This is a genomic window from Asticcacaulis biprosthecium C19 (genome assembly GCF_000204015.1).
GTDB lineage: Bacteria > Pseudomonadota > Alphaproteobacteria > Caulobacterales > Caulobacteraceae > Asticcacaulis > Asticcacaulis biprosthecius.
This window is the reverse complement of sequence record NZ_GL883077.1, coordinates 640,251-664,078: the sequence shown is the minus strand read 5'-3', so window position 1 is coordinate 664,078 and position 23,828 is coordinate 640,251. Positions and strand designations below refer to the sequence as shown.

19 protein-coding genes and 1 pseudogene are annotated in these 23,828 nt (G+C 61.2%); 7 read left to right on the top strand and 13 right to left on the bottom strand.

Annotated features, from left to right (window positions below; genetic code table 11):
- Nucleotides 1-79: 79 nt before the first annotated feature.
- The 6 genes from ABI_RS03425 to ABI_RS03400 form a co-directional block, all read right to left on the bottom strand.
- A complete protein-coding gene (locus tag ABI_RS03425) occupies nucleotides 80-724 on the bottom strand; it encodes a MarR family winged helix-turn-helix transcriptional regulator (RefSeq protein WP_006271438.1) in 645 nt (214 codons plus the stop codon).
- Between the two features lie 141 nt (nucleotides 725-865).
- A complete protein-coding gene (locus tag ABI_RS03420; protein WP_006271437.1) occupies nucleotides 866-1,531 on the bottom strand; it encodes an inner membrane-spanning protein YciB in 666 nt (221 codons plus the stop codon).
- Complete coding sequence (ftsY, locus tag ABI_RS03415) at nucleotides 1,528-2,472, bottom strand: signal recognition particle-docking protein FtsY (protein ID WP_040308537.1); 945 nt, start codon at nucleotides 2,470-2,472, stop codon at nucleotides 1,528-1,530. Before ftsY ends, ABI_RS03420 begins: the two co-directional genes overlap by 4 nt.
- 89 nt (nucleotides 2,473-2,561) lie before the next feature.
- Nucleotides 2,562-3,812 (bottom strand): tRNA (N(6)-L-threonylcarbamoyladenosine(37)-C(2))-methylthiotransferase MtaB, encoded by a 1,251-nt coding sequence (gene mtaB / locus ABI_RS03410; protein WP_006271435.1) that lies wholly within the window; start codon nucleotides 3,810-3,812, stop codon nucleotides 2,562-2,564.
- On the bottom strand, nucleotides 3,809-4,642 hold the full coding sequence (dapF, locus tag ABI_RS03405) for a diaminopimelate epimerase (protein ID WP_040308536.1): 834 nt from the start codon (nucleotides 4,640-4,642) through the stop codon (nucleotides 3,809-3,811). The genes mtaB and dapF overlap by 4 nt, the downstream gene beginning before the upstream one ends.
- 235 nt (nucleotides 4,643-4,877) lie before the next feature.
- Nucleotides 4,878-6,992, bottom strand: a complete 2,115-nt coding sequence (locus tag ABI_RS03400; RefSeq protein ID WP_006271433.1) for a M3 family metallopeptidase — start codon at nucleotides 6,990-6,992, stop codon at nucleotides 4,878-4,880.
- 204 nt (nucleotides 6,993-7,196) lie between these two features.
- Here ABI_RS03400 and ABI_RS03395 point away from each other — a divergent pair, with 204 nt between their 5' ends.
- Nucleotides 7,197-8,051 carry a glutamate racemase gene (locus tag ABI_RS03395; RefSeq protein WP_006271432.1) on the top strand — a complete coding sequence of 285 codons (855 nt, stop codon included), beginning with the start codon at nucleotides 7,197-7,199 and terminating at the stop codon, nucleotides 8,049-8,051.
- A 6-nt stretch (nucleotides 8,052-8,057) separates the two neighbouring features.
- On the opposite strand, the gene ABI_RS03390 is transcribed toward ABI_RS03395, so the two are convergent.
- Nucleotides 8,058-9,206, bottom strand: coding sequence for a hypothetical protein (locus ABI_RS03390; protein ID WP_006271431.1), 1,149 nt, complete (start codon nucleotides 9,204-9,206; stop codon nucleotides 8,058-8,060).
- Between the two features lie 242 nt (nucleotides 9,207-9,448).
- Between ABI_RS03390 and ABI_RS03385 the strand changes: the two genes are divergently transcribed.
- Nucleotides 9,449-10,369 (top strand): TraB/GumN family protein, encoded by a 921-nt coding sequence (locus ABI_RS03385; protein ID WP_006271430.1) that lies wholly within the window; start codon nucleotides 9,449-9,451, stop codon nucleotides 10,367-10,369.
- 162 nt (nucleotides 10,370-10,531) lie between these two features.
- Here the strand turns inward: ABI_RS03385 and ahpF are convergent, their stop codons facing one another.
- From ahpF to ahpD, 3 genes are all read right to left on the bottom strand, one after another.
- Complete coding sequence (ahpF, locus tag ABI_RS03380) at nucleotides 10,532-12,121, bottom strand: alkyl hydroperoxide reductase subunit F (protein WP_006271429.1); 1,590 nt, start codon at nucleotides 12,119-12,121, stop codon at nucleotides 10,532-10,534.
- A 265-nt stretch (nucleotides 12,122-12,386) separates the two neighbouring features.
- A complete protein-coding gene (gene ahpC, locus ABI_RS03375; RefSeq protein WP_006271427.1) occupies nucleotides 12,387-12,950 on the bottom strand; it encodes an alkyl hydroperoxide reductase subunit C in 564 nt (187 codons plus the stop codon).
- Nucleotides 12,951-13,044: 94 nt separating this feature from the next.
- Nucleotides 13,045-13,569, bottom strand: coding sequence for an alkylhydroperoxidase, AhpD family (gene ahpD / locus ABI_RS03370; RefSeq protein WP_006271426.1), 525 nt, complete (start codon nucleotides 13,567-13,569; stop codon nucleotides 13,045-13,047).
- Between the two features lie 88 nt (nucleotides 13,570-13,657).
- On the opposite strand from ahpD, the gene ABI_RS03365 reads away from it, so the two are divergent.
- A complete protein-coding gene (locus tag ABI_RS03365; RefSeq protein WP_006271425.1) occupies nucleotides 13,658-14,575 on the top strand; it encodes a hydrogen peroxide-inducible genes activator in 918 nt (305 codons plus the stop codon).
- On the top strand, nucleotides 14,572-14,976 hold the full coding sequence (locus tag ABI_RS03360) for a hypothetical protein (protein ID WP_006271424.1): 405 nt from the start codon (nucleotides 14,572-14,574) through the stop codon (nucleotides 14,974-14,976). Before ABI_RS03365 ends, ABI_RS03360 begins: the two co-directional genes overlap by 4 nt.
- Nucleotides 14,977-15,176: 200 nt before the next feature.
- Here the strand turns inward: ABI_RS03360 and ABI_RS03355 are convergent, their stop codons facing one another.
- Nucleotides 15,177-17,141, bottom strand: coding sequence for an NAD(+) synthase (locus ABI_RS03355; RefSeq protein ID WP_006271423.1), 1,965 nt, complete (start codon nucleotides 17,139-17,141; stop codon nucleotides 15,177-15,179).
- A 302-nt stretch (nucleotides 17,142-17,443) separates the two neighbouring features.
- Between ABI_RS03355 and ABI_RS03350 the strand changes: the two genes are divergently transcribed.
- The 3 genes and pseudogenes from ABI_RS03350 to bamJ all read left to right on the top strand — a co-directional run bounded on the left by ABI_RS03350 (nucleotide 17,444) and on the right by bamJ (nucleotide 19,773).
- On the top strand, nucleotides 17,444-18,646 hold the full coding sequence (locus ABI_RS03350; RefSeq protein ID WP_006271422.1) for a threonine ammonia-lyase: 1,203 nt from the start codon (nucleotides 17,444-17,446) through the stop codon (nucleotides 18,644-18,646).
- Nucleotides 18,627-19,013: pseudogene (locus tag ABI_RS26555) on the top strand (FKBP-type peptidyl-prolyl cis-trans isomerase); the annotation flags it as partial. The gene ABI_RS03350 and the pseudogene ABI_RS26555, both read left to right, overlap by 20 nt.
- Before the next feature lie 229 nt (nucleotides 19,014-19,242).
- Nucleotides 19,243-19,773 carry a BamJ family beta-barrel-assembly machinery protein gene (gene bamJ, locus ABI_RS03345; RefSeq protein ID WP_006271421.1) on the top strand — a complete coding sequence of 177 codons (531 nt, stop codon included), beginning with the start codon at nucleotides 19,243-19,245 and terminating at the stop codon, nucleotides 19,771-19,773.
- Between the two features lie 162 nt (nucleotides 19,774-19,935).
- Here the strand turns inward: bamJ and ABI_RS03340 are convergent, their stop codons facing one another.
- Entirely contained in the window at nucleotides 19,936-22,098 is a 2,163-nt protein-coding gene (locus tag ABI_RS03340; protein WP_006271419.1) for an FdhF/YdeP family oxidoreductase, read from the bottom strand.
- A gap of 180 nt (nucleotides 22,099-22,278) precedes the next feature.
- The gene (locus ABI_RS03335; RefSeq protein WP_006271418.1) at nucleotides 22,279-23,685 is read right to left on the bottom strand and encodes a serine hydrolase domain-containing protein; all 1,407 of its coding nucleotides are present in this window, start codon (nucleotides 23,683-23,685) and stop codon (nucleotides 22,279-22,281) included.
- Nucleotides 23,686-23,828 lie beyond the last annotated feature (143 nt).

Below are 23,828 nucleotides of genomic sequence, written 5' to 3'. Positions count from 1 at the left end.
GCGACGGCGCGGGGCGGCAAGCCTGAGGGGCCTTCCGAGGATGTTTATGCATCGAAGGCATGTGCGCTTCCTTCGCGCTCTATACCTGCTCGGGTACGGGCGCGTGGACGAGGTCCTGACCGGCAACCGTATCCGAAGCGCCCTCGCTCAACACCGGCATCGGCAGCTTCTTCAGCTTCTTGGCGCTGAGCTTGTGCTTCTTCTTTTTCTTGTCGGTCTTCTTGTCGGTCTTGGCCTTGCGGACCGGCGCTTCACCCGACAGTTCTTCCTCGCGCGCTAATGTGATCTTGCGCAGCAGCTTGACGAAGCTGTCGCGCTTGGGCGGCGACAACAGGCTGAGGATTTTTTCATCGGCCGCCAGGACGCGCGGGTGTGCGTCATCCAGCGCCGTCTTGCCGGCCGGCGCCAGTTGCACCAGATTGGCGCGGGCGTCGGTCGCGGAGCGCTCGCGTACCAGCAGTTCCTTGGTGATCATACGCGCCACAAGGTCGGCCAGGGTCGAACGGTCGATTCCGGTCACGCGGACCAGGTCGGTCTGGGACAAACCCTCACCGCCATCCAGCGCCTGAAGCACGGCAAACTGCCTCTGGGTCAGGGCGCCTTCGCCGGCCGTTTCGTTATAGATGTCGAGTGCGATCTGCAGAACTCTGTGGAGGAGATGGGCGGGAGACCCTTCCAGTGTGGAACGTTGTTCAAGTGCATCGGTCGGTTTGGACTTCTTCATGCGACGGCCCCGCTCTTAAGTCTCATGCCAAAAGTGGAAAGTCACTTTTTCGATTAACATGAGACGACAAAGACATGTGGTCATCTTTTGCCACAGATATATGGCAAATTTACGACTATCCTCCGTATGCGGAACAGTTGCTCAGGCGTCCGGCGCTTTTTCTTCCGGCTGGATCATGTTTTTCATGAGGAATGGGAACAGCGCCAGGGAGAACAGGATAGGCCCGCCGATCAGGGAAAACAGCTTCCACGTCGCCCACACACTGTCGGTTTGGGTGCGCCAGATATATTCATTGACCCCCGCCATGGCGAGATAGAACAGGGCATAATACAGCGTCAGCTTGGGCCAGGCCGGCTCTTTCAGCTTCAGCGCCTCGCCCACCAATGCCTTCAAAGGCTGCTTTTTCAGTGCCAGTCCGCCCAGCAGCACGCCGGCGATCAGCACATTGACGATGGTCATCTTGATCTTGATAAAAACGCCGTCGTGAAACACCACCGTGAGAATCGCGAATGGAATCCCGATTGCCGCGGCCGCCAAGGGAATCCAGGCCAGGCGCTTTTCGGCGACGAAACCGACGATCAAGGCAACCACCGAGGCGACCGCCAAGCTGCCGGACGCCCAGATCAGTGGATCCGGATCGGGTAGCCTGAACAGAAACTTCGCCACGAAGAAAGCACCGCCGAACGCGATCAACGGACCGTAATCGACCCCTATCTTGATCCAGTTCTGCTTCGGCTCGGACGGTTTCAGCGCCAGCTCCGGATCGGCTTTCAGCGCCGTCTCGAGCGGCTTGGGGTCTTCCGTCATGCTTGCGGCTCCAGGCCCACCATCGAGCGGGCAAAATCGCGCGCCTTGAAGGCGTGCAGGTCTTCGATATCCTCACCCACCCCGATCAGTTTGATCGGCGCGTCGGAGGCCTTGGCGATGGGGATCAGGATGCCACCACGCGCGGTGCCATCCAGCTTGGTCATCACCAGACCCGAGACAAACGCCTGGCGGCCGAAAATCTGTTCCTGGCTCAGCGCATTTCGTCCGACCGTGGCGTCCAGCACCAGCAGCGTCTCATGCGGCGCGTCCGGATCAACGCGTTTGATCACCCGGACGATCTTCAAAAGCTCGTCCATCAGAGCCTGTTTATTCTGCAGACGGCCAGCCGTGTCGATCAGGACAACGTCGTAGCCCTCTTCTTTGGCCTTCACGACCGAGTCATAGGCTAGACCCGCCGCGTCGGCGCCCGTCTTGCGGCCCATAAAGTCGGCTTTGGCGCGCTCGGACCACACCTTGAGCTGCTCCACAGCCGCAGCCCGGAAGGTGTCTCCGGCAACAATCAATACCTTGGCGCCCTTGGCGGTCAGTGAGGCGGCGATCTTGCCGAGCGTCGTGGTCTTGCCCGATCCGTTCACACCGACAAACAGCACGATGTACGGCTTGGGCCCGCCTAAAGGCTCAAATGTGCCTTCGTGATTGACCAGTTCGTCAGCCAGCGCACTGGCCAGGGCTTCGCGGACGGCCGTCGAATCCTTGCTGGACGAGAACTTGGCCTGGGCCATCTTGGCCGAGATATTGGCAGAAATTTGCGGCCCCAGATCACTTTCGATCAGAAGATCTTCCAGCGCTTCCAGGTCGGAATCACTTAAGGATTCCTTTTGCGAAAACACCTGGGTGACCTGCTCGGTCAGGGTCTGCGAGGTCCGCGACAACCCATGGGTCAGGCGCTCGAACCAGCCTTTTTTCTTCTCTTCGGTCATGCCGACTGCCGTACCGTGTTTTGAGGCCAAGCGCATCCCAAAAAGCGTGACGCACCGCACGGGCGCCCCATTTTGGATATAGATGCGCGTCAAAACGAAACAAGTTCGCCAACGGCATGTTTGCCGTCATGGCTGGTGATGGCAATATCGCTGATGCCGCCGACCGTGGCGTCGCCCGTAAACACTACCTCGGTGAAATCGGCGGCGCGGGCAAAGCCCGGCTTTTCGATGACGCACGACAGGGTGCGGCCGGCGTGGCGCGCCAGATGTCCCCGCAAAGCTTCCTCGGCCTTGGCGCGCAGCCGTGCGGCGCGTTCCTTGATCACCGGGCGCGGCAGTTGCGGCATCTTGGCCGCCGGCGTCTGCGGCCGCGGCGAATACGGAAAGACGTGGACATAGGACAGGCCGCAGGCGTCGACCAGCGACACGGCATTGTCGAAATGTTCCTCGGTTTCGGTGGGAAAGCCGGCAATCATATCGGCACCAAAGGCGATATCCGGCCGGATACTCCGGACCTTTTCAACCAAAGCAACGGCATCAGCGCGCAGGTGCCGGCGCTTCATCCGTTTCAGGATCAAATCGTCCCCGTGCTGAAGACTGAGGTGCAGATAGGGCGCCAGGCGCTCTTCCTCGGCAAAGGCGCGGAACAGGGTATCATCGATTTCGGCGGCATCGATCGACGACAGCCGCAACCGTTTCAGGTCGGGAACCAGCTTCAGAATACGCGCCACCAAGTTGCCCAGTTGCGGCTGGCCCGGCAGGTCATTGCCCCACGATGTCAGGTCGACACCGGTCAACACGATCTCGTTATAGCCTTCCGCAACCAGCCGTTGGGTCTGGGCGACGACATCACCGGCAGCGGCTGATCGCGAGTTGCCGCGGCCATAGGGGATGATGCAGAAGGTGCAGCGGTGATCGCAGCCATTCTGGACCTCGACAAAGGCCCGCGCGCGGTCCTTCAATCCGTCGATCAGGTGGCCGGCGGTTTCGCGGACGGAAAAGACGTCGTTGACGACCACGCGCGCGCTGTCGGCGGTCAGGCGGTACGCGCCGGCCTTCTGCTTGTCGGCATTGCCGATGACAAAGTCGACTTCGGACATGTTGGCGAAGGTGTCGGGATCGGTCTGGGCGGCACAGCCGGTGACGATCAGCCGCTTGTCCGGGTTTTCCTTGCGCGCGCGGCGGATGGCCTGGCGCGCCTGGCGCACGGCTTCACCGGTGACGGCGCAGGTGTTGAAGATGATGGCATCGGACAGCCCGTCATCGGCCGCGGTCTTGCGGATGACCTCGCTCTCGTACGAATTCAGCCGGCAGCCAAAGGTGACAATGTCTACAGTCAAAGCGTGCCCTCGAACTCGACTTCGACAGGGCCGGTCATGATGACGTGGTCGTTCTCGGCCCAGACGATGTGCAACGGTCCGCCATCCATATGCACTGTGGCGGCCCGGCCGGTCAGCCCGCGGCGGGCGGCGGCGACCAGGGTGGCGCAGGCGCCCGTACCGCAGGCCTGGGTGATGCCGGCGCCGCGTTCCCACACGCGCATCCGGATAGTGTCCTTGTCGAGGATCTGGGCGAATTCGACATTGACGCTTTCGGGGAAGAGCGGGTGGTGCTCGATCAAACTGCCAGTGGCCTTGACGTCGACAGTCGCGATATCGTCCACGAAGAAGACGCAGTGGGGGTTACCCATGCTGACGGCGACAGGTGTGTGATAGAGAGGGGCGTCATACGGCCCGACCTTTAGTTCGAGCTTGGCTGTATTCATCTCTTCGGAGAGGGGAATGTCGCGCCAGTCGAGCCCGGGCTTGCCCATGTCAATGCTGGCCGTGCCGGTGGTGGCATCGGCGCGGAGCACGCGGGCCTTGGTGGCACCGCCCAAGGTGTCGATTTTCAGGGTTTTGTCGCTGGCGTCGCGGTTGAGGTACCAGGCGACGCAGCGCAGGGCGTTGCCGCAGGTTTCGACACCGCCGCCGTCGGCGTTCCAGACCCGCATGAAGGCGTCACCGTCGCGGGAGTCTTCGATGGCGATAAGCTGATCAAAGCCGATGCCGGAGACGCGATTGCTCCACGCCCGGATCTGGTCCGGAGCGGGCTGGAAGGCGGTTTCGCGGGCATCGACGACGATGAAATCGTTGCCGAGGCCGTTCATCTTGAGGAATGGGCGGCTCATTTGCCGGTATATAGTGGGTATTCCCTGTAAAATAAACGGGGTGAGGAGCGCCGTTTTGCCCAAAACGGGCAAAACGGATGAAATCGACCCAGTGGGTCGATTTCCGCGACGAACGCCCAGAGCCATGCGAAGGGCCGGGCAACTTTTCTTCTTCCATTCCTGACGTCGCCCCTCTGGGGCGAAGATCAGGAAAGGAAGAAGAAAAGAGGTGGGGCCACAGGCCCCACGCCCCATTTTATTTCACCGGGAAACCTCTCTTACGCATCAGCGCATCCCGGTTCGGATCCCGTCCACGGAACGCGCGATAGCCCGCCGCCGGATCGACCGTATTCCCGACACTCAGCACATGAGCCTGCAGCCGATCCGCCACCGCCTTGTCATAGAACCCGCCGGCTTCGGTAAACGCCTCGGCACAGTCGGCCGTCAGCGTATCCGACCACAGATAGCTGTAATACCCTGCCGAATAGCCATCCGACGAGAAGACATGCCCGAACTGCGGCGTCCTGTGGCGCATGACGATCTCCTTCGGCATGCCCAGCTTCGTCAACTCGTCCCGCTCGAACGCATCCGCATCGATATCCGCCCCACCGGCCAGGTGCAGCTTCATGTCGATCAGCGCCGACGCCAGATATTCCACCGTATCAAAACCTTCATTGAACGTGTCTGCCTTTTCGATCTTGGCCAGCAGCGCCGCCGGCATTGGCTCGCCCGTCTCATAATGCAGGGCGAACTTGCTCAGCACCTCGGTCGTCGATAGCCAGCGCTCGTTAAGCTGCGACGGAAACTCGACATAGTCCCGCGCCACATTGGTCCCCGCCAAGCTCGGATAGGTGACGTTCGACGACAACCCATGAATGGCATGACCGAACTCATGGAACAGAGTGGTCGCATCGTCCCACGAAATCAGGATCGGCTCACCCGGCGCGGCCTTGATGAAGTTCGAATTGTTCGACACCAGGGTCAGGATATCCTTGCCATCCATGCGCTGCTGCGACCGGTAGGCGTTCATCCACGCGCCCGACCGCTTGCCCTTGCGCGCATACGGATCGAAATAGAACAGCCCCACCGGAGCCCCGGCCTTGCTGACCTTCCACACCTTCACATCGTCATGGAAGACCGGGACATCGCTCACCGGCATGAACTCGAAACCGTAAATCTGACCCGCCGCCCAGATCATGCCGTCGCGCAGCTTTTCCATCTGCAGGTAGGGCTTGACCTCGTTTTCATCCAGATCATAGCGCTCTTTGCGCACCTTCTCGGCATAGAACCGATAGTCCCACGGCTCTATTGTTATACCCGCACCTTCCTTGTCGGCGACCGCCTGCATATCGGCGACCTCTTCCCTGACGCGCGCTACGGCCGGGCCCCAAACAGCCTCCATCAAGGCCATGGCGTTCTCAGGCGTCTTCGCCATGGCGTTTTCCAGACGCCAGTGGGCGTGTGTCTCATAGCCGCGCAGCTGCGCCCGCTCGAAACGCAGCTTCAGGATCTTGGAGATGATGGCGTTGTTGTCCCACTGATCGCCATTGTCGCCGCGATTGACATAGGCCCGCCACACCTTTTCGCGCACCGCCCGGTTGGTGCAAAAGGTCGTCACTGGCTCCATGGCGGACCGGGTATTGGCGATGCCATAGCTGCCGTCAGCCAGCTTCATCGACGCCTTCAAACCGTCCGGCAAGCCAGCCAATTCCGCCTCGGTCACCACCATCACCTGCTCCTCATCGTGCAGCAGGTTGTCCGAGAAAGTCTTGAACAGCAGCGACAGTTCCCTGTTGATCGCTGCCACCCGCGCCTTGGCCTTGGGCGACAACGCTGCGCCGGCCCGGACGAAGTTCGTGTAATACTGCCACAACAGACGATCTTGCTCCGGTGTCAGGTTGAACTTCGCCTTGTTGTCCCACACCGACTTGATGCGCGCGAACAACTTGGGGTTCTGAATCAGTTCATCCGAAAACGCCGCCAGCTTGGGCTGGATGGTCTTGCCCATGGCCTGCAATTCCGGCGTCGCCAGATTGCCGTTCCAGATGCCGTAGATCGTCCCGACCCGTCCAAAGGCTTTACCCGACCGCTCATAGGGCAGGATGGTGTTGTCGAAGGTCGCCGGCTCGGGATTATTGACGATAGCGGCAATCTCACGTCGTTGCGACGCCATGGCCGCGTCATAGGCGGCTTCAAACTGGCCGATATCGACCTTGTCGAACGGCGGAACGCCCCCATAGGCACCGGTCCATTCACCCGTCAGGAGCAGGGCGGTGCCATCCTGCGCCAGGACCGGCGCGGCGGCTGTAGACAGCGCCGTCGCGGCCATCAGGCCCAGCGTGGTGCGACGATCGACATTAGGTTCGGACATGAAAAACTCCGTGAAAACCGGCCGCAAAACCCGTTTACGGGCGCTGGCAAAAAGCGTATGCGATGACCCTATAAGTGGCTATTGACGTGGCCAAATTAAGTTTTCGTAAGGTCTTAGCGCTCAAGCGCCGCGAGGCTCCTCGCACAAGCTCGGGCGCGCAGTCGCGCTTGCCAACCGGCAAGCGGTTGGAAGGGATATAGTTTCATGGCGATGGGCGTGTTCGATTCGGGCGTTGGCGGTTTGAGCATTCACCACGCCCTGGTCAATCGGTTGCCCCAGGCGGACTTCATCTACCTCGCTGACCAGAAACACACCCCCTATGGCGATCGTTCCGGTGAAGAGATCGTCGAGCTGACCCGGCAAGGCTGCGAAACCCTGTTCGAAGCCGGCGCCTCCCTGGTCGTCCTGGCCTGCAACACTGCGTCGGCCGTCGCGCTGCGCCGTTTGCAGCAAACCTGGCTGTCGGGCTTCCGCAAGACCTACAAGCGCCCGGTCAACGTGCTGGGCATCATCGTCCCGACCATCGAAGCCGCCACCGGCCTGCCGTGGGAGCATGAGGCCGAACGCCGCGGCGAAAAGATCGAAAAGCTGGACATTGTCGGTGTCTTCGCCACGGTGGCCACCGCGCGCTCACGCGTCTACGAGATCGAGATCGATAAACGCCGCCAGGACATCGCCGTCTTCACCGAAGCCTGTTCCGGCCTGGCCGACATGATCGAAAAGGGTGCTGACCGCGACTCATTGTCGGCCAAGATCAAGGGCCATGTCGAATCCTTGCGCATCCGCGTCGGCCGCTATCCCGACCGGGCCATCCTGGGCTGCACCCACTATGAGTTGGTGGCCGACCTGTTCCGCCAACATCTGCCGGCCGGCACGCCGATCATCCACCAGCCGCCCTCGGTCGCCAAGGCCATGGGTGACTATGTCGAACGCCACACGAAGTATGACATCGGATCGTCCGGGGCACGGACCTTCCTGACGACCGGCACGCCGGGGTCGCAGTCGGCGCTGATCGAAGCGTTCTGGGGTGAAGCCCTGCTGTTCCAAGCGGTCGACTGAGCGGGATTAGGCCCAGACCTTGGGCTGACCTTCGTTCTCGTCGACATAGATGATGGACAGACTGTCTTCATAGTCGATAAGCAGGTCGGCATATTCTTCGGCGCTCAGGCGAATGGCGCCACGTCCAGACTTTACACGATAGTTCCAGAACGAACTGATATGACTGAGGATTCCGATATTCTCACCCAGTTCAAAGAACATGGAAGGCCCTTCCACAAGGAACCGGCGAAACGGTCCGGGGTCACGTCCCGAGACCAGCGCGTGATAGGCTCTGTCATAGACACCAAGGGTGCGGGTCAGGTTTCCAATGGCGACGATGATCCGTTTGGCGAGCCGGGGCCTTATCTCATTGAGGAAATCTGTGATCGAGCGGTCCCGCGTGGACAGCGGCTGGTAGGTCGACAGGCCCGTCAGCACGCGCTTGAGTTCATCCTGCAACTCCAGTAGACGCCACTTGAAATACAGGAAGCCGCGCCAGGAAAAGATTCCTTCCGACCACTGCGGCCCACTCAGCCGCAGGGTCTTCCGCAGCGGTTCCAGTTCGTGATCGAGTTCATCCGACAAGATCTTGCTGGCCAGCTTGGCGGTACCAGACTGCAGGGCGGAGCCAAAAGCCGTCGACACCAGACTTTCGATTTCCGAATTGGCAAAACCGATCATCCTGGCCACATCGGCCGGGGAAATCTTGAGATAGCATGATGCGGGTCGGTGGCGACGGCGCGCCAGGTGCTCACGCACCAGAAACGGATCAAGCGAAGGCAGCTCATCCAGACACTGGAGGACGTCGACGTCGTGAACGTCGAGAAGGTTGGCGGTGTCGTAAATGTCCTTCAAAAAGGCATCATAGCCAATCTGGCCGACGAGTATGGATTGCCCACCCAGCTTCAGATCGTTCAGATCAAACGGCAGTATGATCTTGGTTGCGGTACGTTTCGGGCGACTGAACAACCCCCTCTCACTCTGGCGCACCGTATGCTTCAGAATGATCGAACGGTTCATCTGCCGGTTACGAAAGAAGGGCTTGTCCGTGTAGTCGCTGTCTGAGGCATGCAGTTTATAAATATGGCTCAGGTTCAGCACGCGTGACGTCGAAGCGCTCTCACTCAGATTGGAAAGGCTGCGGATGTCTTTCTGCGACGCCGCCATACCGGACATTTTCATCACCCCACGCAGACATAACCCACCGTCAACAAGGTATCATATACCCGCGCCCCTTTAGATGTTGTTAACAACATATCCGGGATTCGTGAGCCGAATTCGTGAGATTGCATCCCGGAAAGGGGTGGGGCTGTTTCGAGTGTGCATTTTGTTTTGAGTCCCGAGGCTCCGCCCGACCGTAAAAAACCGTCATAAACCGTCTGTAGCCTGCGCCGACCCCAACCGTCTGCGAGTCCACCATGCTGCGTCGCCTGTTAATTGCCCTGTGCCTGATCAGCCTGCCTTTACAGGCGTCGGCCCAGGTCGAGGATTGGCCCGAAGTCGTGGTCAAGGCTCGCGGAACCGCCGTTGCACCAGCCATGTGGCGGGTCAGCGATGGCGATTCTCAGGTCATTGTTATTGGCGTTCTGCCGGTTTTTCCGAAGAAGCAGGCGTGGAACAGCAAACGGATCGAGAATGCCCTGCGCGGCGCCAATGTCCTGATCACCCCCGCGACCAGCCATGCCGGCGCCGGCGACATGACCAGCCTGATGTTCCGCAAGGGCCTGCCGGACGGCAAGAAGCTGAAGGACGTCCTCTCCCCCGCCCTCTTTGCCCGCTATGAAGCCACCGCCGTGCGCGCCAAGGTCTCCATCCGCGACTTCGCGCGCGACAAGCCGGTTTGGGCCATGGTGCGTTTACGCCGCGAGGTCCTGGAGAAGCGCGGACTTACCGACGACGAACCCGTCGCCACGATCAGGCGCCTGGCAGGGCGCGCCGGCGTGCCTGTGCGCGCAGCGGCGAACTACGACATGGGCGCCATCGTCAAGGACATCAACGCCATGACGCCTCAGGCGGCCGAGGTCTGCGTCGCGGCAACCCTGGACGATATCGACTTTCTGCTGGATCGGTCCGGCCGGGCCGCCACCGCCTGGGCTGTCGGTGATCTGGCCACGGTGCGCAACAACTATCCCGCCTCGGCCATGGCGCGCTGCCTGAGCGAATCGTCGAAGGGCTCGGCCCTGATGGAACGCAGCATTAACGACAGCGTCTCGGCCGTCGAGAAGGCGCTGAAAAAGCCCGGAAAGTCCGTCGCTGTACTTCCGCTGGCCATCCTGCTGCGACGAGGTGCGGCGCTCGATCGGCTCCGGGCAAAGGGGTACGACGTATCGGCCCCGTAAGAGGAAGACCAGGAGGCGCAGCCTCCTGGACCTCGTAACTGGACAGCGATTAACCTGCAAACTTGAAAAGCCCGGAACACTGCGTTCCGGGCTTTTCAAGTTTATAAGTCTAAACACTATCGAGTTATGGGGTCCAGGGGCCGGCGGCCCCTGGTCTTTCCTTTACGCGGCGATATCCACTGGCGTCGAATTCCGGATCAGGAAATCGAACGCCGACAAAGCCGCCTTCGAGCCTTCACCCATGGCAATGACGATCTGCTTATACGGCACGGTCGTCACATCGCCGGCCGCGAACACACCCGGGATCGAAGTCTCGCCGCGGGCATTGATTTCAATCTCGCCGTGCTTCGACAAATCGACCGTGCCTTTCAGCCATTCCGTGTTCGGAACAAGCCCGATCTGAACGAAGATACCTTCCAGTTCGATATCATGCACCACGTCATGGATGCGGTCCTTATAGCTCAGACCGACCACCTTGGAACCGTCACCCTTGACGTCCGTCGTCTGGGCATTGGTCAAGACCGTCACGTTCGACAGGCTGTACAGCTTGCGCTGCAGCACCGCATCCGCCCGCAGTTCAGCGGCAAACTCCAGCAGGGTCACATGCGACGCCAGACCGGCCAGATCGATCGCGGCCTCGACGCCGGAATTACCGCCGCCGATCACCGACACCCGCTTGCCCTTGAACAGCGGACCGTCGCAGTGCGGGCAATAGGCCACACCCTTGTTGCGATACTCCGTCTCACCCGGCACCCCCATATTCCGCCAACGCGCGCCGGTCGACAACACCACCGTCCGTGCCCGGACAGTCGCACCGTTTTCCAGCCGGATCTCATGCAATCCGCCAGCCGACGCCGCCGGCACCAGGGCCACGGCCTTTTGCAGGTTCATCACATCGACGTCGTAATCCTTGACGTGCTGTTCAAGCGCCGTCACCAGCTTGGGGCCCTCAGTGTGCGGCACCGAAATGAAATTCTCGATCCCCATGGTGTCCAGCACCTGGCCGCCGAAACGCTCGGCCAGCACGCCGGTGCGGATGCCCTTGCGCGCCGCATAGACGGCCGCCGATGCGCCAGCGGGACCACCGCCGACGACCAGGACATCATACTCCGACTTGGCGTTGATCTTGGCGGCTTCACGCTGGTGAGCCCCCGTATCGATCTTGGCCAGGATCTCTTCGACGCCCATCCGGCCCTGAGCGAAAACCTCGCCGTTCAGGATGACACTGGGCACCGCCATGACCTGACGTTGTTCGACTTCATCCTTGAACAGGGCGCCATCGATAGCGACGTGCTTGATCTTCGGATTGAGCACACTCATCAGATTGAGCGCCTGGACGACATCCGGGCAATTCTGGCACGACAGAGAGAAATAGGTCTCAAAGTGCAGTTCGCCTTCGATCTCCAAAGCCTTGATCTGCTCGATGACCTCGGCCTCGACCCGCGGCGGGTGACCACCCACCTGCAACAGCGCCAAAACCAGCGATGTGAACTCATGGCCCATCGGCAGACCGGCAAAGGTCACACCTACATCCGAACCCGGACGAACGATGTCGAAGGACGGCACGCGTACGCCATCGCCGCCTTGATGGACGCTCAGCGACACCTTGTCCGACGCCGCGACGATGTCTTCGAGCAGGTCGACGAGTTCGCGCGACTTTGCGCCATCGTCGGTATGGGCGACCACTTCGATCGGGGTGCGAAGGTTTTCCAGATAGCCCTTCAACTGCGCCTTAAGACCAGCGTCCAGCATGGTAGTTCTCCAATGTCAGGGGAAATTTCATTGTCCAGATTTCCGGTTCGCAAACTGGAGATCAGGAGAATGAGATCGGGTAGAAAGAGGACCCCTCCACCGCTTCGCGGTCCCCCTCCCCACCTTCGGTAGGGAGGAGAAAGAAGGAGAAACTAACTTCCCTTCTCCTCCCCATCTTGATGGGGAGGTGGCGCGGCGCTCGCCGCAGGCCAAAGGCCGAAGGCGAAGTCCGCGACGGAGGGGTCCTCTTACTGATGACGCAAACTTAAATTTTTCCAACCAGGTCCAACGACGGGGCCAGGGTCTTTTCACCCTCTTCCCACTTCGCCGGGCAGACCTCGCCGGGGTGCGAAGCGACATACTGGGCGGCCTTGACCTTGCGCAGCAGTTCCGACGCGTTACGGCCGATACCTTCGGCGGTGACTTCGCAGAACTGGATGACGCCGTCCGGATCGACCAGGAAGGTGCCGCGGTCGGCCAGGCCAATGCCTTCGCGCATGACGTCGAAGTTGTTGGTGATGACGCCCGACGGATCGCCCAGCATGGTGTACTTGATCTTGCCGATGGCCGGCGACGTGTCGTGCCACGCCTTGTGTGAGAAGTGCGTGTCGGTCGAAACGCTGTAGACTTCGACGTTCATGCCTTGCAGCGTGTCGTAATTGTCAGCCAGGTCTTCCAGCTCGGTCGGGCACACAAAGGTGAAGTCGGCCGGGTAGAAGAAGAAGATCGACCACTTGCCCTTCACGTCGGCGTCTGTGACGTCGACGAACTTGCCTTGCTTGAAGCCGGTTGCCTTGAACGGCTTGATGGTGGTGTTGATGAGGCCCATGGGCTTTCTCCTAAAAAGTGAAGTGTGGCGACGCGGAAAATCACCCAGGAGGCGCAATAAGGCAAGTTTATTTTATTTTATTTTACTATAGATTTTACTTATAGTGATTTTCCGCCCGCACCACTGCCGAGATGGCGTTGACCGTCGCCGCAATCCGCAGCGCCGCCTGGACCTGCTCTGCTGTTACGCCATGGCTCCGCAACACTTTTTCATGGCTGTCCAGGCACAGACCGCAGCCATTGATCGCCGAAACCCCCAGACACCACAGCTCGAAATCGACCTTGTCGACGCCCGGATTCATCAGGATGTTCATGCGCAGGCCAGACCGCAGATCGGCATATTCCCGGTTATGCATCAGGTGCAGGGCGCGATAATAGACATTGTTCATGCCCATGATGGCCGACGCTGCCTTGGCCGCCGTAACCGCCTCAGCCGACAAGGGCGCGGCCGCTTCGATCTGACGGATGACCTCGCCGACGCCAATGGCATGAGCGCCCGACAGAAACATACCCCATCGCTGCTGCTCGGTCAGGATCGTCTCCTCCAGCAACACGGTCATGTTGCGGACCAGATCCTGGCCGTAAGCGGGGATAAGGTTGTACAGGCTTTCAATCGCCATCGATAAACTCCAGTTGATGTTTGCCGCCAACGAATAAGTTGAATTTATGGACGATGCGTCCATATTCAAGGCTACGGAGAATAGTCCCTTGCATATCCTGCCTACCCTGCGCCAGTTGCAATACCTGAAACTGCTGGCCGAACACAAAAGCTTCATGGCCGCCGCCGAAAAGGCCTATGTTTCCCAGCCGGCCCTGTCCTCGGGCATAGCCGAACTGGAAAAAATCCTCGGCGCGCGCCTGGTCGACCGCACACGTGGCCAGATCATCCTGACCGCCATCGGCGAGGAGACGCTGAAACGCGCCGAAGACATCCTGGCCCGCGCGGAAGACCTGGTCGAAGCCACCCACGGCGCTGATAAACCCCTGACCGGGCGGTTCCGCCTGGGGGTCATTCCGACGATCGCGCCTTTCCTGTTGCCCAAGGCGCTGGTGCGACTGCGCACAGAGTTCCCAGACCTGCGCCTTTTCCTGCGCGAAGACCAGACGGCGCGCCTGATCGCGGCGCTGAAGACCGGCGCCCTGGACGCCGCCGTCATTGCCCTGCCCTACGACCTGACCGGTCTGGACCACGTCTTTGTTGCCCGCGACGAGATCTTCGCCGCCATGCCGCATGACCACCTTCTGTCCCGGGAAACCAGCATCACCCCGGAAGCCCTCAAAAACGAAGAACTGATCCTGCTGGAAGATGGCCACTGCCTGCGCGACCACGCCATGGCGGCTTGTTCGTGGACAGGCGCGTCCGGCGCCAACGAATCGCTGTCGGCCTATGCCGGCGGTGGCTTTGCCGCGACCTCGCTGAACACCCTAGTCCAGATGGTGGGCTCAGGCCTCGGCCTGTCCCTGTTGCCGGCCATGGCGGTCGAGTCCGGCATGGTGCCGGCGGACGATGTCACGATCAGGCCCTTGAAATCGGACCATGCTTTCCGCGATATTGTCGTCATCTGGCGGTCGGGATCGAGTCGCGCACCCGAAGCCCGCTTGCTGGCGGAGAAGCTGAAAACATGAAACGCGCCCTGATCCTGCTGCTGGCCATAGCGGCCTGCTCACCCAGGCCCCAGGCGCCGGAGGAATCCACCGCCTCCGTCGCACCTCCGGTCACCGACCCCTGGCCCGGCAAATACGCCGGCGACCTCATGGTCCGCATCGATCCCTCCCATCGCATTATTCTGGTCGAAGGCGAGGCGGACGGCTGTACGGGCGACGTCGGACTGGCCGACGGCGGCCTGCCGTCGAAAGCCATTTCCGCCAACGAACTGGAAGTGACACTGCAACCCGACGGTGTCGCCACATGTACCTTTCGTATACGGAAGAACGGCGACATGCTGACGGTCACCGAGTCGGAAACCTGCGCCGCCTACCACGGCGCCACCTGCAGCTTTAATGGCACCGCGAAGCGTGTGAAGTAGTTCAAAATGTTCAGGTTTACTCAGAACTCTTCTCCCTCTCCCCACTTGAGGGGAGAGGGTAGGGGTGAGGGGTTCTTATGGACAATTCCGCGACCGCCGAACCGTCGGTAGAACCCCTCATCCGGCTCCGCTTCGCTCCGCCACCTTCTCCCCTCAGGTGGGGAGAAGGAAAGATCGTCCGACGCGCAACCCGCCGCCCGCTACTCCGGCACATTCTCTCTCAGCTCATCAAGCCAGATCTTGGCATTGCCATCCGAGGGCGCGCGCCAATCCCCGCGCGGCGACAAAGCCCCACCGGAAATCAGCTTCGGCCCATTGGGCACTGCCGACCGCTTGAACTGCGAGATGGTGAAGAACCGGTACAAAAACACCTCCAGCCACTGCCGTATAACCCTCAGCTCATACTTGTCCTTCCACGCCTGATAACTCAAAAATGCCACCTTGGACGGCTTCAGACCAAACCGCGTGATGTAGTACAGATTGAAGTCCTGCAGCTCATAGGGCCCGACCTTGTCCTCGGTCCTCTGGATCTGACCGGCCTCGATCGGGATCAACTCCGGCGAAATCTCCCGCGTCAGCACCGAGGTCAAAATCCGCCCGGTCTTCGCGTCGAATTCGCGATTGGCCGCCCAACGGATCAGATGCTGGATCAGGGTCTTTGGCGCACCGCAGTTGACATTGTAATGGCTCATATGGTCACCGACGCCATAGGTGCACCACCCCAGCGCCAGTTCCGACAGATCACCCGTCCCGACGACAAACCCCTTCTTGATCCCGGCCAAGCGGAACAGGAAATCGGTCCGCAGCCCCGCCTGGACGTTTTCAAACACGATGTCGTAGACCTTTTCACCCTGGGCATAGGGGTGACCGATATCCATCAGCATCCGCTTGGCTGCCGGCCGGATATCCAGCTCTTCGGCCGAAATCCCCAAGGCCTTCATCAGCTTCAGCGCATCGTTCTTCGATCCTGTCGAGGTCCCGAAGCCCGGCATGGTGTAGCCATGAATATTCGCCCGCGGTATCCCCAGCCGGTCAAACGCCTTGCACGCCACGATCAGGGCATGCGTCGAGTCCAACCCACCCGACACGCCGATGACCACGTTCTGACTGCCGGTCGATGACACCCGCTGCATCAGGCCGTGCACCTGGATATTGAAGGCCTCGTAGCAGTCCTCGTCCAGCCGCGAGGCATCATCGGGTACGTAAGGGAACCGCGCTACCTGGCGATGAAAATCGGTCAATTCATGCGGTTTCCAGTCAAATCCCGTGCGCGCCACATCCGTCGCGAAGCCCTGCCCCGAGTCATGAAACGTCCCGGTCTTCAACCGCTCAGCCGCCACCCGTTCCAGATCGACATCGGCCAGCATCAGCGAATCCGAGGTAAACCGTTCCCCTTCGGCGATCAGATTGCCCAGTTCATAGACCAGCGACTGCCCGTCCCAGGCCAGGTCGGTCGTCGATTCCCCCGGCCCCGCCGCCGAATAGGCATACGCGCAGAACAACCGTTCCGACGCCGCCGCGCACAACCGCTTTCGCGCCCGCGACTTGCCGATGACCACCGGCGATGCCGACAGATTGACGATCAAATTTGCGCCCGCCACGGCCAACGGGGTGGCGGGTGTGTTCGGCACCCACAGGTCCTCGCAGATCTCGACCCCGAACGTAAAGGCAGAACCACCTGCCGCAAACACCTGCTTGGTGCCGAACAGAACGCCATCAACCAGCCGGTTCACGACACCGGCGCCCGACGCGAAATAGCGCCGCTCATAATATTCGCGGTAGTTCGGCAGATAGCTCTTCGGCACGATCCCCAACGCCTTGCCGTTCGCGATCACCGCCGCACAGTTATACAGCGCGCCGTCGACCCGCAGCGGCAACCCGACCACGAGGACAGGCCGGATCTTTGTCGAAAAGAAAATCAACGCCGCCAGAGCCTCTTTCACCGCATCCAGCAACACCTCCTGCGTAAACAGGTCATCCAGGCTATAGGCCGACAGGCTCAGTTCGGGATAAACGACGATATCCGCCCCAGCCGCCCCGGCCCGCTCGGCCAGCGACAGATGCTCCGTCAGATTAGCCATTGGATCACCCAGATGCACCTTCGGCGTCACACAGGCGACTCTCACAAAACCATGCGAAGCGGGCGAATAGAAGTTTTTTGTCATTTTCGGCCTCCCGGCACATAGCCATGCCGCCTGAATACGCTACTTGCCTATCAAATTCCAATTTCTCAGCTTCAATAAATGTAAAAAAGTCAAAAAATTCTTTTAAACAGCCTTACACAACGTTCGAATCCGCAATTCTATTTTCATACGAAACTATATTTCCTTCTCCTCCCCATTTCTTTAATGGGGAGGTGGCGAGCAAGGGAGCCTTCTTAGGCGACCGCGTCGAGACGGAGGGGTCCTCTTGGCCAACACACCCAACCATTGGACTTTCCCCCCTCAACACGGTATGGCCCAGCCCCATGAGCGTTACATTCCAGGACATCGAAGCGGCGGCAAAACGGCTCGAAGGCCATATCGTCCGGACTCCGTGCACCTTCTCCCAGCGGCTGTCGGCTGCCACCCACCGCAAGATCTGGGTCAAATCCGAAAACCAGCAATTCACCTCGGCCTTCAAGGAACGCGGCGCCCTCAACAAGATCCTCAGCCTCTCCGAGTCCGAACGCGCCCGCGGCGTCTTCGCAGCCTCAGCCGGCAATCACGGCCAGGGCCTGGCCTACCATGCCCAACGCTTAGGCATCCCTGCGACCATCGTCATGCCAGTCGGCACCCCCTTCGTGAAGGTCCAGAAGACCCAGAGCTTTGGCGCCATTATCGTCATCGAAGGCGCCAATTACGACGAGGCCTCCAAGGCCGCCCAGACCCTGTGCGAAGAACGCCAGGGTGTCTACGTCCACCCGTTCAATGACCGCGATGTCATCATCGGCCAGGGCACCATCGCCATAGAGATGCTGGAACAGGCGCCGGAGCTCGACACCCTTCTGGTGCCGATCGGCGGTGGCGGCCTGATCGCCGGTGTCGCCATCGCTGCCAAGGCCATCAAACCCTGGATCAAGATCATCGGCGTCGAAGCCGCCATGTTCCCGTCCTTCACCGCCCGCCGCCGCAACATGCCAGTGCCGATGGGCGGATCGACCATCGCCGAAGGCATCGCGGTCAAAGAAGTCGGGGACCTCAGCTTCGAACTGGCCAATCCGCACGTCGACGACGTCGTGGTCATCGACGAAGCCGACTTCGAACGCGGCATCGCTGCCTACGCCAATGTCGAGAAAACCGTTGCCGAGGGCGCAGGCGCCGCCGGTCTGGGTGCCATCATGCGCTTCCCGGAACGCTTCAAGGACCAGAACGTCGGCACCATCCTGTGCGGCGGCAATATCGACCTGCGCCTGCTGGCCTCCGTGCTGCAAAGAGAGCTGGTCCGCGAAAAACGACTTGTCACCTATCGCATCCTGGGCGACGATCGCCCCGGCATGTTGTCGCTGATGGCGGACACTATCGCCGCCAAGGGGGGCAACATCGTCGACGTGGCGCACAACCGCCTCGTCCTCGATGTGCCGGCCAAGGGGGCGGAGTTCGACATCATGGTCGAAACCCAGGACGCACGCCACGCCTTTGAAATTTCAGAAGCCTTAAGGAGCACGGGCTATGCCCTACGTATGGATTAAAGCAGCTGCGGTGGCCCTGGCCCTGTCCGCCGGCGCGGTGCATGCCGCTACCCCCGCAGAAGACAACCTGAAGATCGGCCAGGACTACCTGATTGGCGTTGCCAAACAGCCAGGCGTCGTCAAGCTGCCGTCGGGCGTCATGTATCGGGTAATCTCGCGCTCTTCCAATCCGGGCGCCCAGCCGACCGTGGCCGACAATGTCACCATCCATTACGAAGGCAAGCTGATCAACGGCCAGGTCTTCGACTCGTCGTTCGAACGCGGCCAGCCTGCCAACTTCCCGTTGGGCCGCCTGATCCCGGCCTGGCAGGACGCCATCCCGCAGATGCATGTCGGTGACGAGATTCTGCTCTATACCCCGGCCAGCCAGGCCTATGGCGAGCGCGACCTGAGCCCGGACATTCCCCCAACTCAACCCTGGTCTTTCGCGTCCGCCTGTTCGGCATCGGCGCGCAGTAAAACACAAGTCAGTGCCACTTCTCCTCCCCACGTCGTGGGGAGGGGGACCGCGAAGCGGTGGAGGGGTACGCCGTCTTCTCCGCCGGTTCGATTGCAACCCCTGCTCTGCGACGCCAGAGTCAACCAAGGTACCTACCATGCGCCTTCTCATCGCCTGCACCCTGGCCGCCCTCGCCCTCCCCACGTTCCTGGCCGCCTGCAGCCGCGACGACGCCTCGCTGGAAAAGGAACTGGCCGCCTATCAGGCGTCCGCCGATGCCCAGGCCGCGGCCAACCTGCAGGCCGGCAAGGACTTCCTGGCCAAGACGGCCAAGGAGCCCGGCGTCGTCACCCTGCCGTCGGGCCTGATGTACAAGGTCCTGGCCAACCCCAACCCCACCGCGCCGCAGCCGAAGGTGACCGACAAGGTCACCGTCAACTACGAAGGCAAGCTGATCGACGGCCGCATCTTCGACTCGTCCTATGCTCGAAATCAGCCGGCCAGCTTCCCGCTGAACCAGGTGGTTCCCGCCTGGCAGATCGGCATTCCCCTGATGCGCAAGGGCGACAGCTACATGCTGTATGTGCCGTCCGACCTGGGCTATGGCGAACGCGCCATGGGCGACGACATCCCGGCCAACAGCGTCCTGGTCTTCAAGGTTGAGCTTCTGGATATCCAGGCGAAGTAGACAGGGCCTCAACCAGGCCTTTCAGCGTTTCGAGGTCGGCCCGGATCGCCGTCTGGTCGGCTTCGAAGGCCGCGTCGTCCGCCTCCGGCGGGCGGTTGATACCGATACTGAGCGTGTGCTGAGGCAACATGGCTTTGAGGTAGCCGCAAGCCGCATAAATTTTCAGCGCGGAACAATCCGTACCGGTGTTGCCTTGAACGCCGGGGTCTTGCTGCGCGGATCGACCGCAGTGCCGACCAGCACATTGGCCTCAGGGTAATAGGCCATCACCGAGCCCTTCGCGATGTCGAAAGCCCTCACGGTAACGCCATCCATGCGTCCATGGTCGGATTCCAGCGTCACGACGTCGCCGTCCTGCAAACCGCGCTGCGCCAGATCGTCGGCGTGCAACATCACGCTGTTGCGGTCGATCCCGCCACGGTAACTGTCCGTATACTCATAGATAATCGTGTTGAACTGGCCCTCCGACCGCACCGTGGTCAGCAGCAACGGCGCCGGCTCGGCCGGCGGCAAGGGGCGGAAAACGAAACGTCCCTTGCCGTCGATGGTGTGGAACAGCGGCGTGTGCATCAACCGGCCGCGGACATGGAACTCCTGCCGCGCCACATCGATATCGGCCAGGTCCTCCATACCCGGCACGATCCGCGCGATCGCTTCACGTATGGTACGATGCTGTTTGAACGCGACGAAGTCGACCGGAGAGTCCGGCATCAGGCGTTGCGCCAGGTCACACAGGATATCGCTTTCCGGTCGCACGCCATCAAAACGGTGAATGCCGCCATCCGACAGCCGCACGAAATTGAACATCGATTCCTGCGTCGTCGGCTGCCACTCCTCGTCGCGCGCGGTCACCGGGAGGATCAGCGCCTCGCCGTCGCCGATGCCGTGGACATGGCCGCGATTCAAGGTCGTGGTCAGGTACAGCTTGAACCCGATCCGCCCCATCGCCTCGAGGGCAAAGGCGCTGTCGGGATTGGCTTCGAACAGGTTTCCGCCCATCAGGACGGCGGCATCGATCTCACCACGCTGCGCCGCCTGCATGCAGGCCATGGTGTCCATCCCACCGCCCTGCGGCAGGGTGATGCCGAACGCCTGCTCCATCCGCGCCAGAACCTCGCGCGCCAGCACCGGCTTGACGCCGATCGTGCCGATGCCCTGGACATTGGAATGGCCGCGCAGCGGCAGCAGTCCGGCACCCGGCCGACCGATCTGACCGCGCAACATCGCCAGGTTGGCGATATATTCGACATTGTCGCAGCCATTCAAATGGTGAGTAATCCCCATCCCCCACGCAAACACGGCCGACCCGGCCTTTGCGTACAGCCCGGCCACCCGCTCCAAATCCGCCCGCCCCAATCCCGTCCGGCATTCGATCTCGTCCCACGAGGTCGCTTCGATATCGGCCAAGAACGCCTCGAACCCCGTCGTATGGGCGGCAATGAAATCGCCGTCTGCTGCCACGAGAACCGCCTTGGCCAGCCCTTTCAGCACCGCCAGGTCCGAACCGATACGCGGCTGCAGGTAATCAGAGGCGATCCAGTCACCGCCGGTGACCATAGACTTGACGCTCTTCGGCAGGGCGAACCTCACCAGCCCGGCTTCCCTGGCGGGATTGATGATCACAACCTCGCCGCCGCGGTCGCGAATCGCCTTCAGCTTATGGATAAAGCGCGGATGGTTCGACGCCGGATTGGCGCCGATGACGAAGATAAAATCACAGCGGTCGAGATCCTCCAGCTCCACAGTCGAGGTGCCAGTCCCGATCGTGGTCCCCAGTCCCACCCCTGTCGCCTGATGGCAGTAGTAGGAGCAGTTGTTGACATTGTTGGTGCCCCAGGCCCGCGCCAGCAGTTGCAGGATAAACCCCGCCTCGTTCGATGACCGCCCGGAACTGTAGAAGAAGCTGCGATCCGGCGCCGTCGCCCGCATCCGCGCTCCGGCCAGGTCCAGTGCGGCGTCCCAGCCAATGGCTTCAAACCGGTCGGCCCCGGCGGGCTTGTACAACGGCGTCGCCAATCTTCCGAGATGCTCCAGTTCATGGCCGTCCAGTTCACGCAGGTCGCTTAGCGGGTGGGTCAGGACCTCGATGGGGATTCCCGGCTGGATATCGGTCGACTGGGCCTGGATCGACTTGTTGCACACCGAAGGAAAGTCGCCGGCTTCGTTGGTCATGCCGCCTTTTTGACCGCCCATACCCAACCCGCAGGCCTTGCAGGTGTTCTTGGCGGTCAGCGCCTTGGCGGTGGACTTCAGGCCGATCTTCGTCGCCGTCTGAAGGGCATACAGCACCTTCTTGGGACCACCGCCGACCACGGGCTTGGACATACTAGCTTCCTTAGGATTGCCTCCAGCCTACCCCAATAATATGTCCAGGTCTCGGAATTTATGCGCTTAAGTCGTGGAAGCTATGAAAGAAACTCCCTCTCCCCACCTGAGGGGAGAGGGTGGGGGTGAGGGGTCTGCCGACGGTAAGACGATGCTCATTCGATCTGGGCTTGGCCTATTTTAAACCAGAGCCGCCGCCCGTGCCGCCATCAGCGCCTGACCGACCGCCGCCATGGTCTGCGGCGCCGCATCATTGCCACAGGCCGTACACACCACCCCGGCAGCCGCATCGACCAACACCTCGCCATACCACACGGTGTTCGACCCATTATGCCAGATGGCACCATCGGGCCGCACCACCCAGCCTAAAGCATAGTCGCCCCCGAACGGTGGCGTATGCAGCTTCGCCCACGACGCAGGCGTCAACAAATCCGTCCGGTCACGATGCGCCGCCAGATACACCAGCATATCGGCCATCGACATGTGCACCCGTCCCGCCGGCCCCAGGGCCATCGGATTGTCGTTCAACAACCCCGGCCCGACCGGCGCCGGCATACGGCTGGCGCCCTGAGCTAGGTGCCCCAACGGCTGATCGACCTTGCCAGCGGTACCCGGCGCACCGAACCCGGCCGAGGTGATCCCCAGCGGTTTGAACAGCTGATCCTGGATCAGCGCCTCCCAGCTCTGCCCCGTCGCAACCTCGATCATGGCGCCGGCGACGACATAACCATTGTTGCTGTAGGCCGTCTGTCCCGCCAGGGGCCCTACCGGCGAACCGCTCAGCGCCTCCGCGGCATAGGCTAACCGTTCGACCCGCGCGTCAGCCAACCCATCGCGCGCATAGGCGTTAAACCGGCTGTCCGGAATATTGGGCTGCAACCCGGCACGATGGCTCAGCAGGTGCAGAAAATTGGCATCCTTGTAGACGCCCGCCTTGTCGCCCAACAACGCGCCGACCGTCGTGTCCCACCTCACAGCGCCGCTTTCGACCAGCCGCGCCACCAGGGTCGAGGTCATCGATTTGGTGATCGAGCCCCAGTGCCACTGATCGTCTGGTGTCACCGCGTTGGCGCCACCGGCCATACGCGACCCATCGGCCAGACGGCCTGACGACTTACCCTGCCAGGCCGCGCCGATCGCCGGCGTTCCCGCGCCACTTCGGATAGCCTGCAATCGCTCAACGGTCAGCGCCTCAACACCGGCCGAACTCTCTTCGATAACCTCACCGCGATTGAAATCGAGCGGCATAGGCGCGCCCTGGGTGAAGGTGCCGGTGATATGATCGGCGTCCTTCAACTCACCTTTGTAATCGGCCTTGATAGCTTTGAACTCTAGGGAGATGCGGCTGCCTTCGATCTTGACCTTACTGGCTGGGATTTCGCCACTGCCCTGATCCAGGCTGATCAGTTTGACAATGCTTCCGGTGACGACCAGCCGCAACCGCAGGCTCATCGACCCGGCCGTCAGTCGTCCTGTCCACGTGCCCTCGAAGGGCGTGGCCTGGGCCCGCGCCGAGGTCCCCAATCCCAAAGCCAGCGCAGCGCCTGCCAAAAGCCCCTGAATATTCATGCGCCGCGACTGAGCCATCAGCCCCTCCTCTGTCCTGTTCAAAGGATGTAGGACCGCCCCCATCGCGGCACAAGTGAAATTGCCGTCACATAATCGAACTGACCGAACGTTTCGGTCGCCGCCTATCTCGCATCGCCGGCGTCAACCTACGCATGTTAACA

Coding starts and splice junctions, on each gene's coding strand:
- ABI_RS03420 (WP_006271437.1), bottom strand. CDS start 1,531: ATGACGGAAGACCCCAAGCCGCTCGAGACGGCGCTGAAAGCCGATCCG.
- ABI_RS03360 (WP_006271424.1), top strand. CDS start 14,572: ATGAAACGCGCCCTGATCCTGCTGCTGGCCATAGCGGCCTGCTCACCC.
- ahpD (WP_006271426.1), bottom strand. CDS start 13,569: ATGGCGATTGAAAGCCTGTACAACCTTATCCCCGCTTACGGCCAGGAT.
- bamJ (WP_006271421.1), top strand. CDS start 19,243: ATGCGCCTTCTCATCGCCTGCACCCTGGCCGCCCTCGCCCTCCCCACG.
- dapF (WP_040308536.1), bottom strand. CDS start 4,642: ATGAGCCGCCCATTCCTCAAGATGAACGGCCTCGGCAACGATTTCATC.
- ABI_RS03425 (WP_006271438.1), bottom strand. CDS start 724: ATGAAGAAGTCCAAACCGACCGATGCACTTGAACAACGTTCCACACTG.
- ahpF (WP_006271429.1), bottom strand. CDS start 12,121: ATGCTGGACGCTGGTCTTAAGGCGCAGTTGAAGGGCTATCTGGAAAAC.
- ftsY (WP_040308537.1), bottom strand. CDS start 2,472: ATGACCGAAGAGAAGAAAAAAGGCTGGTTCGAGCGCCTGACCCATGGG.
- ABI_RS03385 (WP_006271430.1), top strand. CDS start 9,449: ATGCTGCGTCGCCTGTTAATTGCCCTGTGCCTGATCAGCCTGCCTTTA.
- ABI_RS03355 (WP_006271423.1), bottom strand. CDS start 17,141: ATGACAAAAAACTTCTATTCGCCCGCTTCGCATGGTTTTGTGAGAGTC.
- ABI_RS03340 (WP_006271419.1), bottom strand. CDS start 22,098: ATGTCCAAGCCCGTGGTCGGCGGTGGTCCCAAGAAGGTGCTGTATGCC.
- ABI_RS03400 (WP_006271433.1), bottom strand. CDS start 6,992: ATGTCCGAACCTAATGTCGATCGTCGCACCACGCTGGGCCTGATGGCC.
- ABI_RS03350 (WP_006271422.1), top strand. CDS start 17,444: ATGAGCGTTACATTCCAGGACATCGAAGCGGCGGCAAAACGGCTCGAA.
- ABI_RS03395 (WP_006271432.1), top strand. CDS start 7,197: ATGGCGATGGGCGTGTTCGATTCGGGCGTTGGCGGTTTGAGCATTCAC.
- ABI_RS03335 (WP_006271418.1), bottom strand. CDS start 23,685: ATGGCTCAGTCGCGGCGCATGAATATTCAGGGGCTTTTGGCAGGCGCT.
- ABI_RS03390 (WP_006271431.1), bottom strand. CDS start 9,206: ATGTCCGGTATGGCGGCGTCGCAGAAAGACATCCGCAGCCTTTCCAAT.
- ahpC (WP_006271427.1), bottom strand. CDS start 12,950: ATGGGCCTCATCAACACCACCATCAAGCCGTTCAAGGCAACCGGCTTC.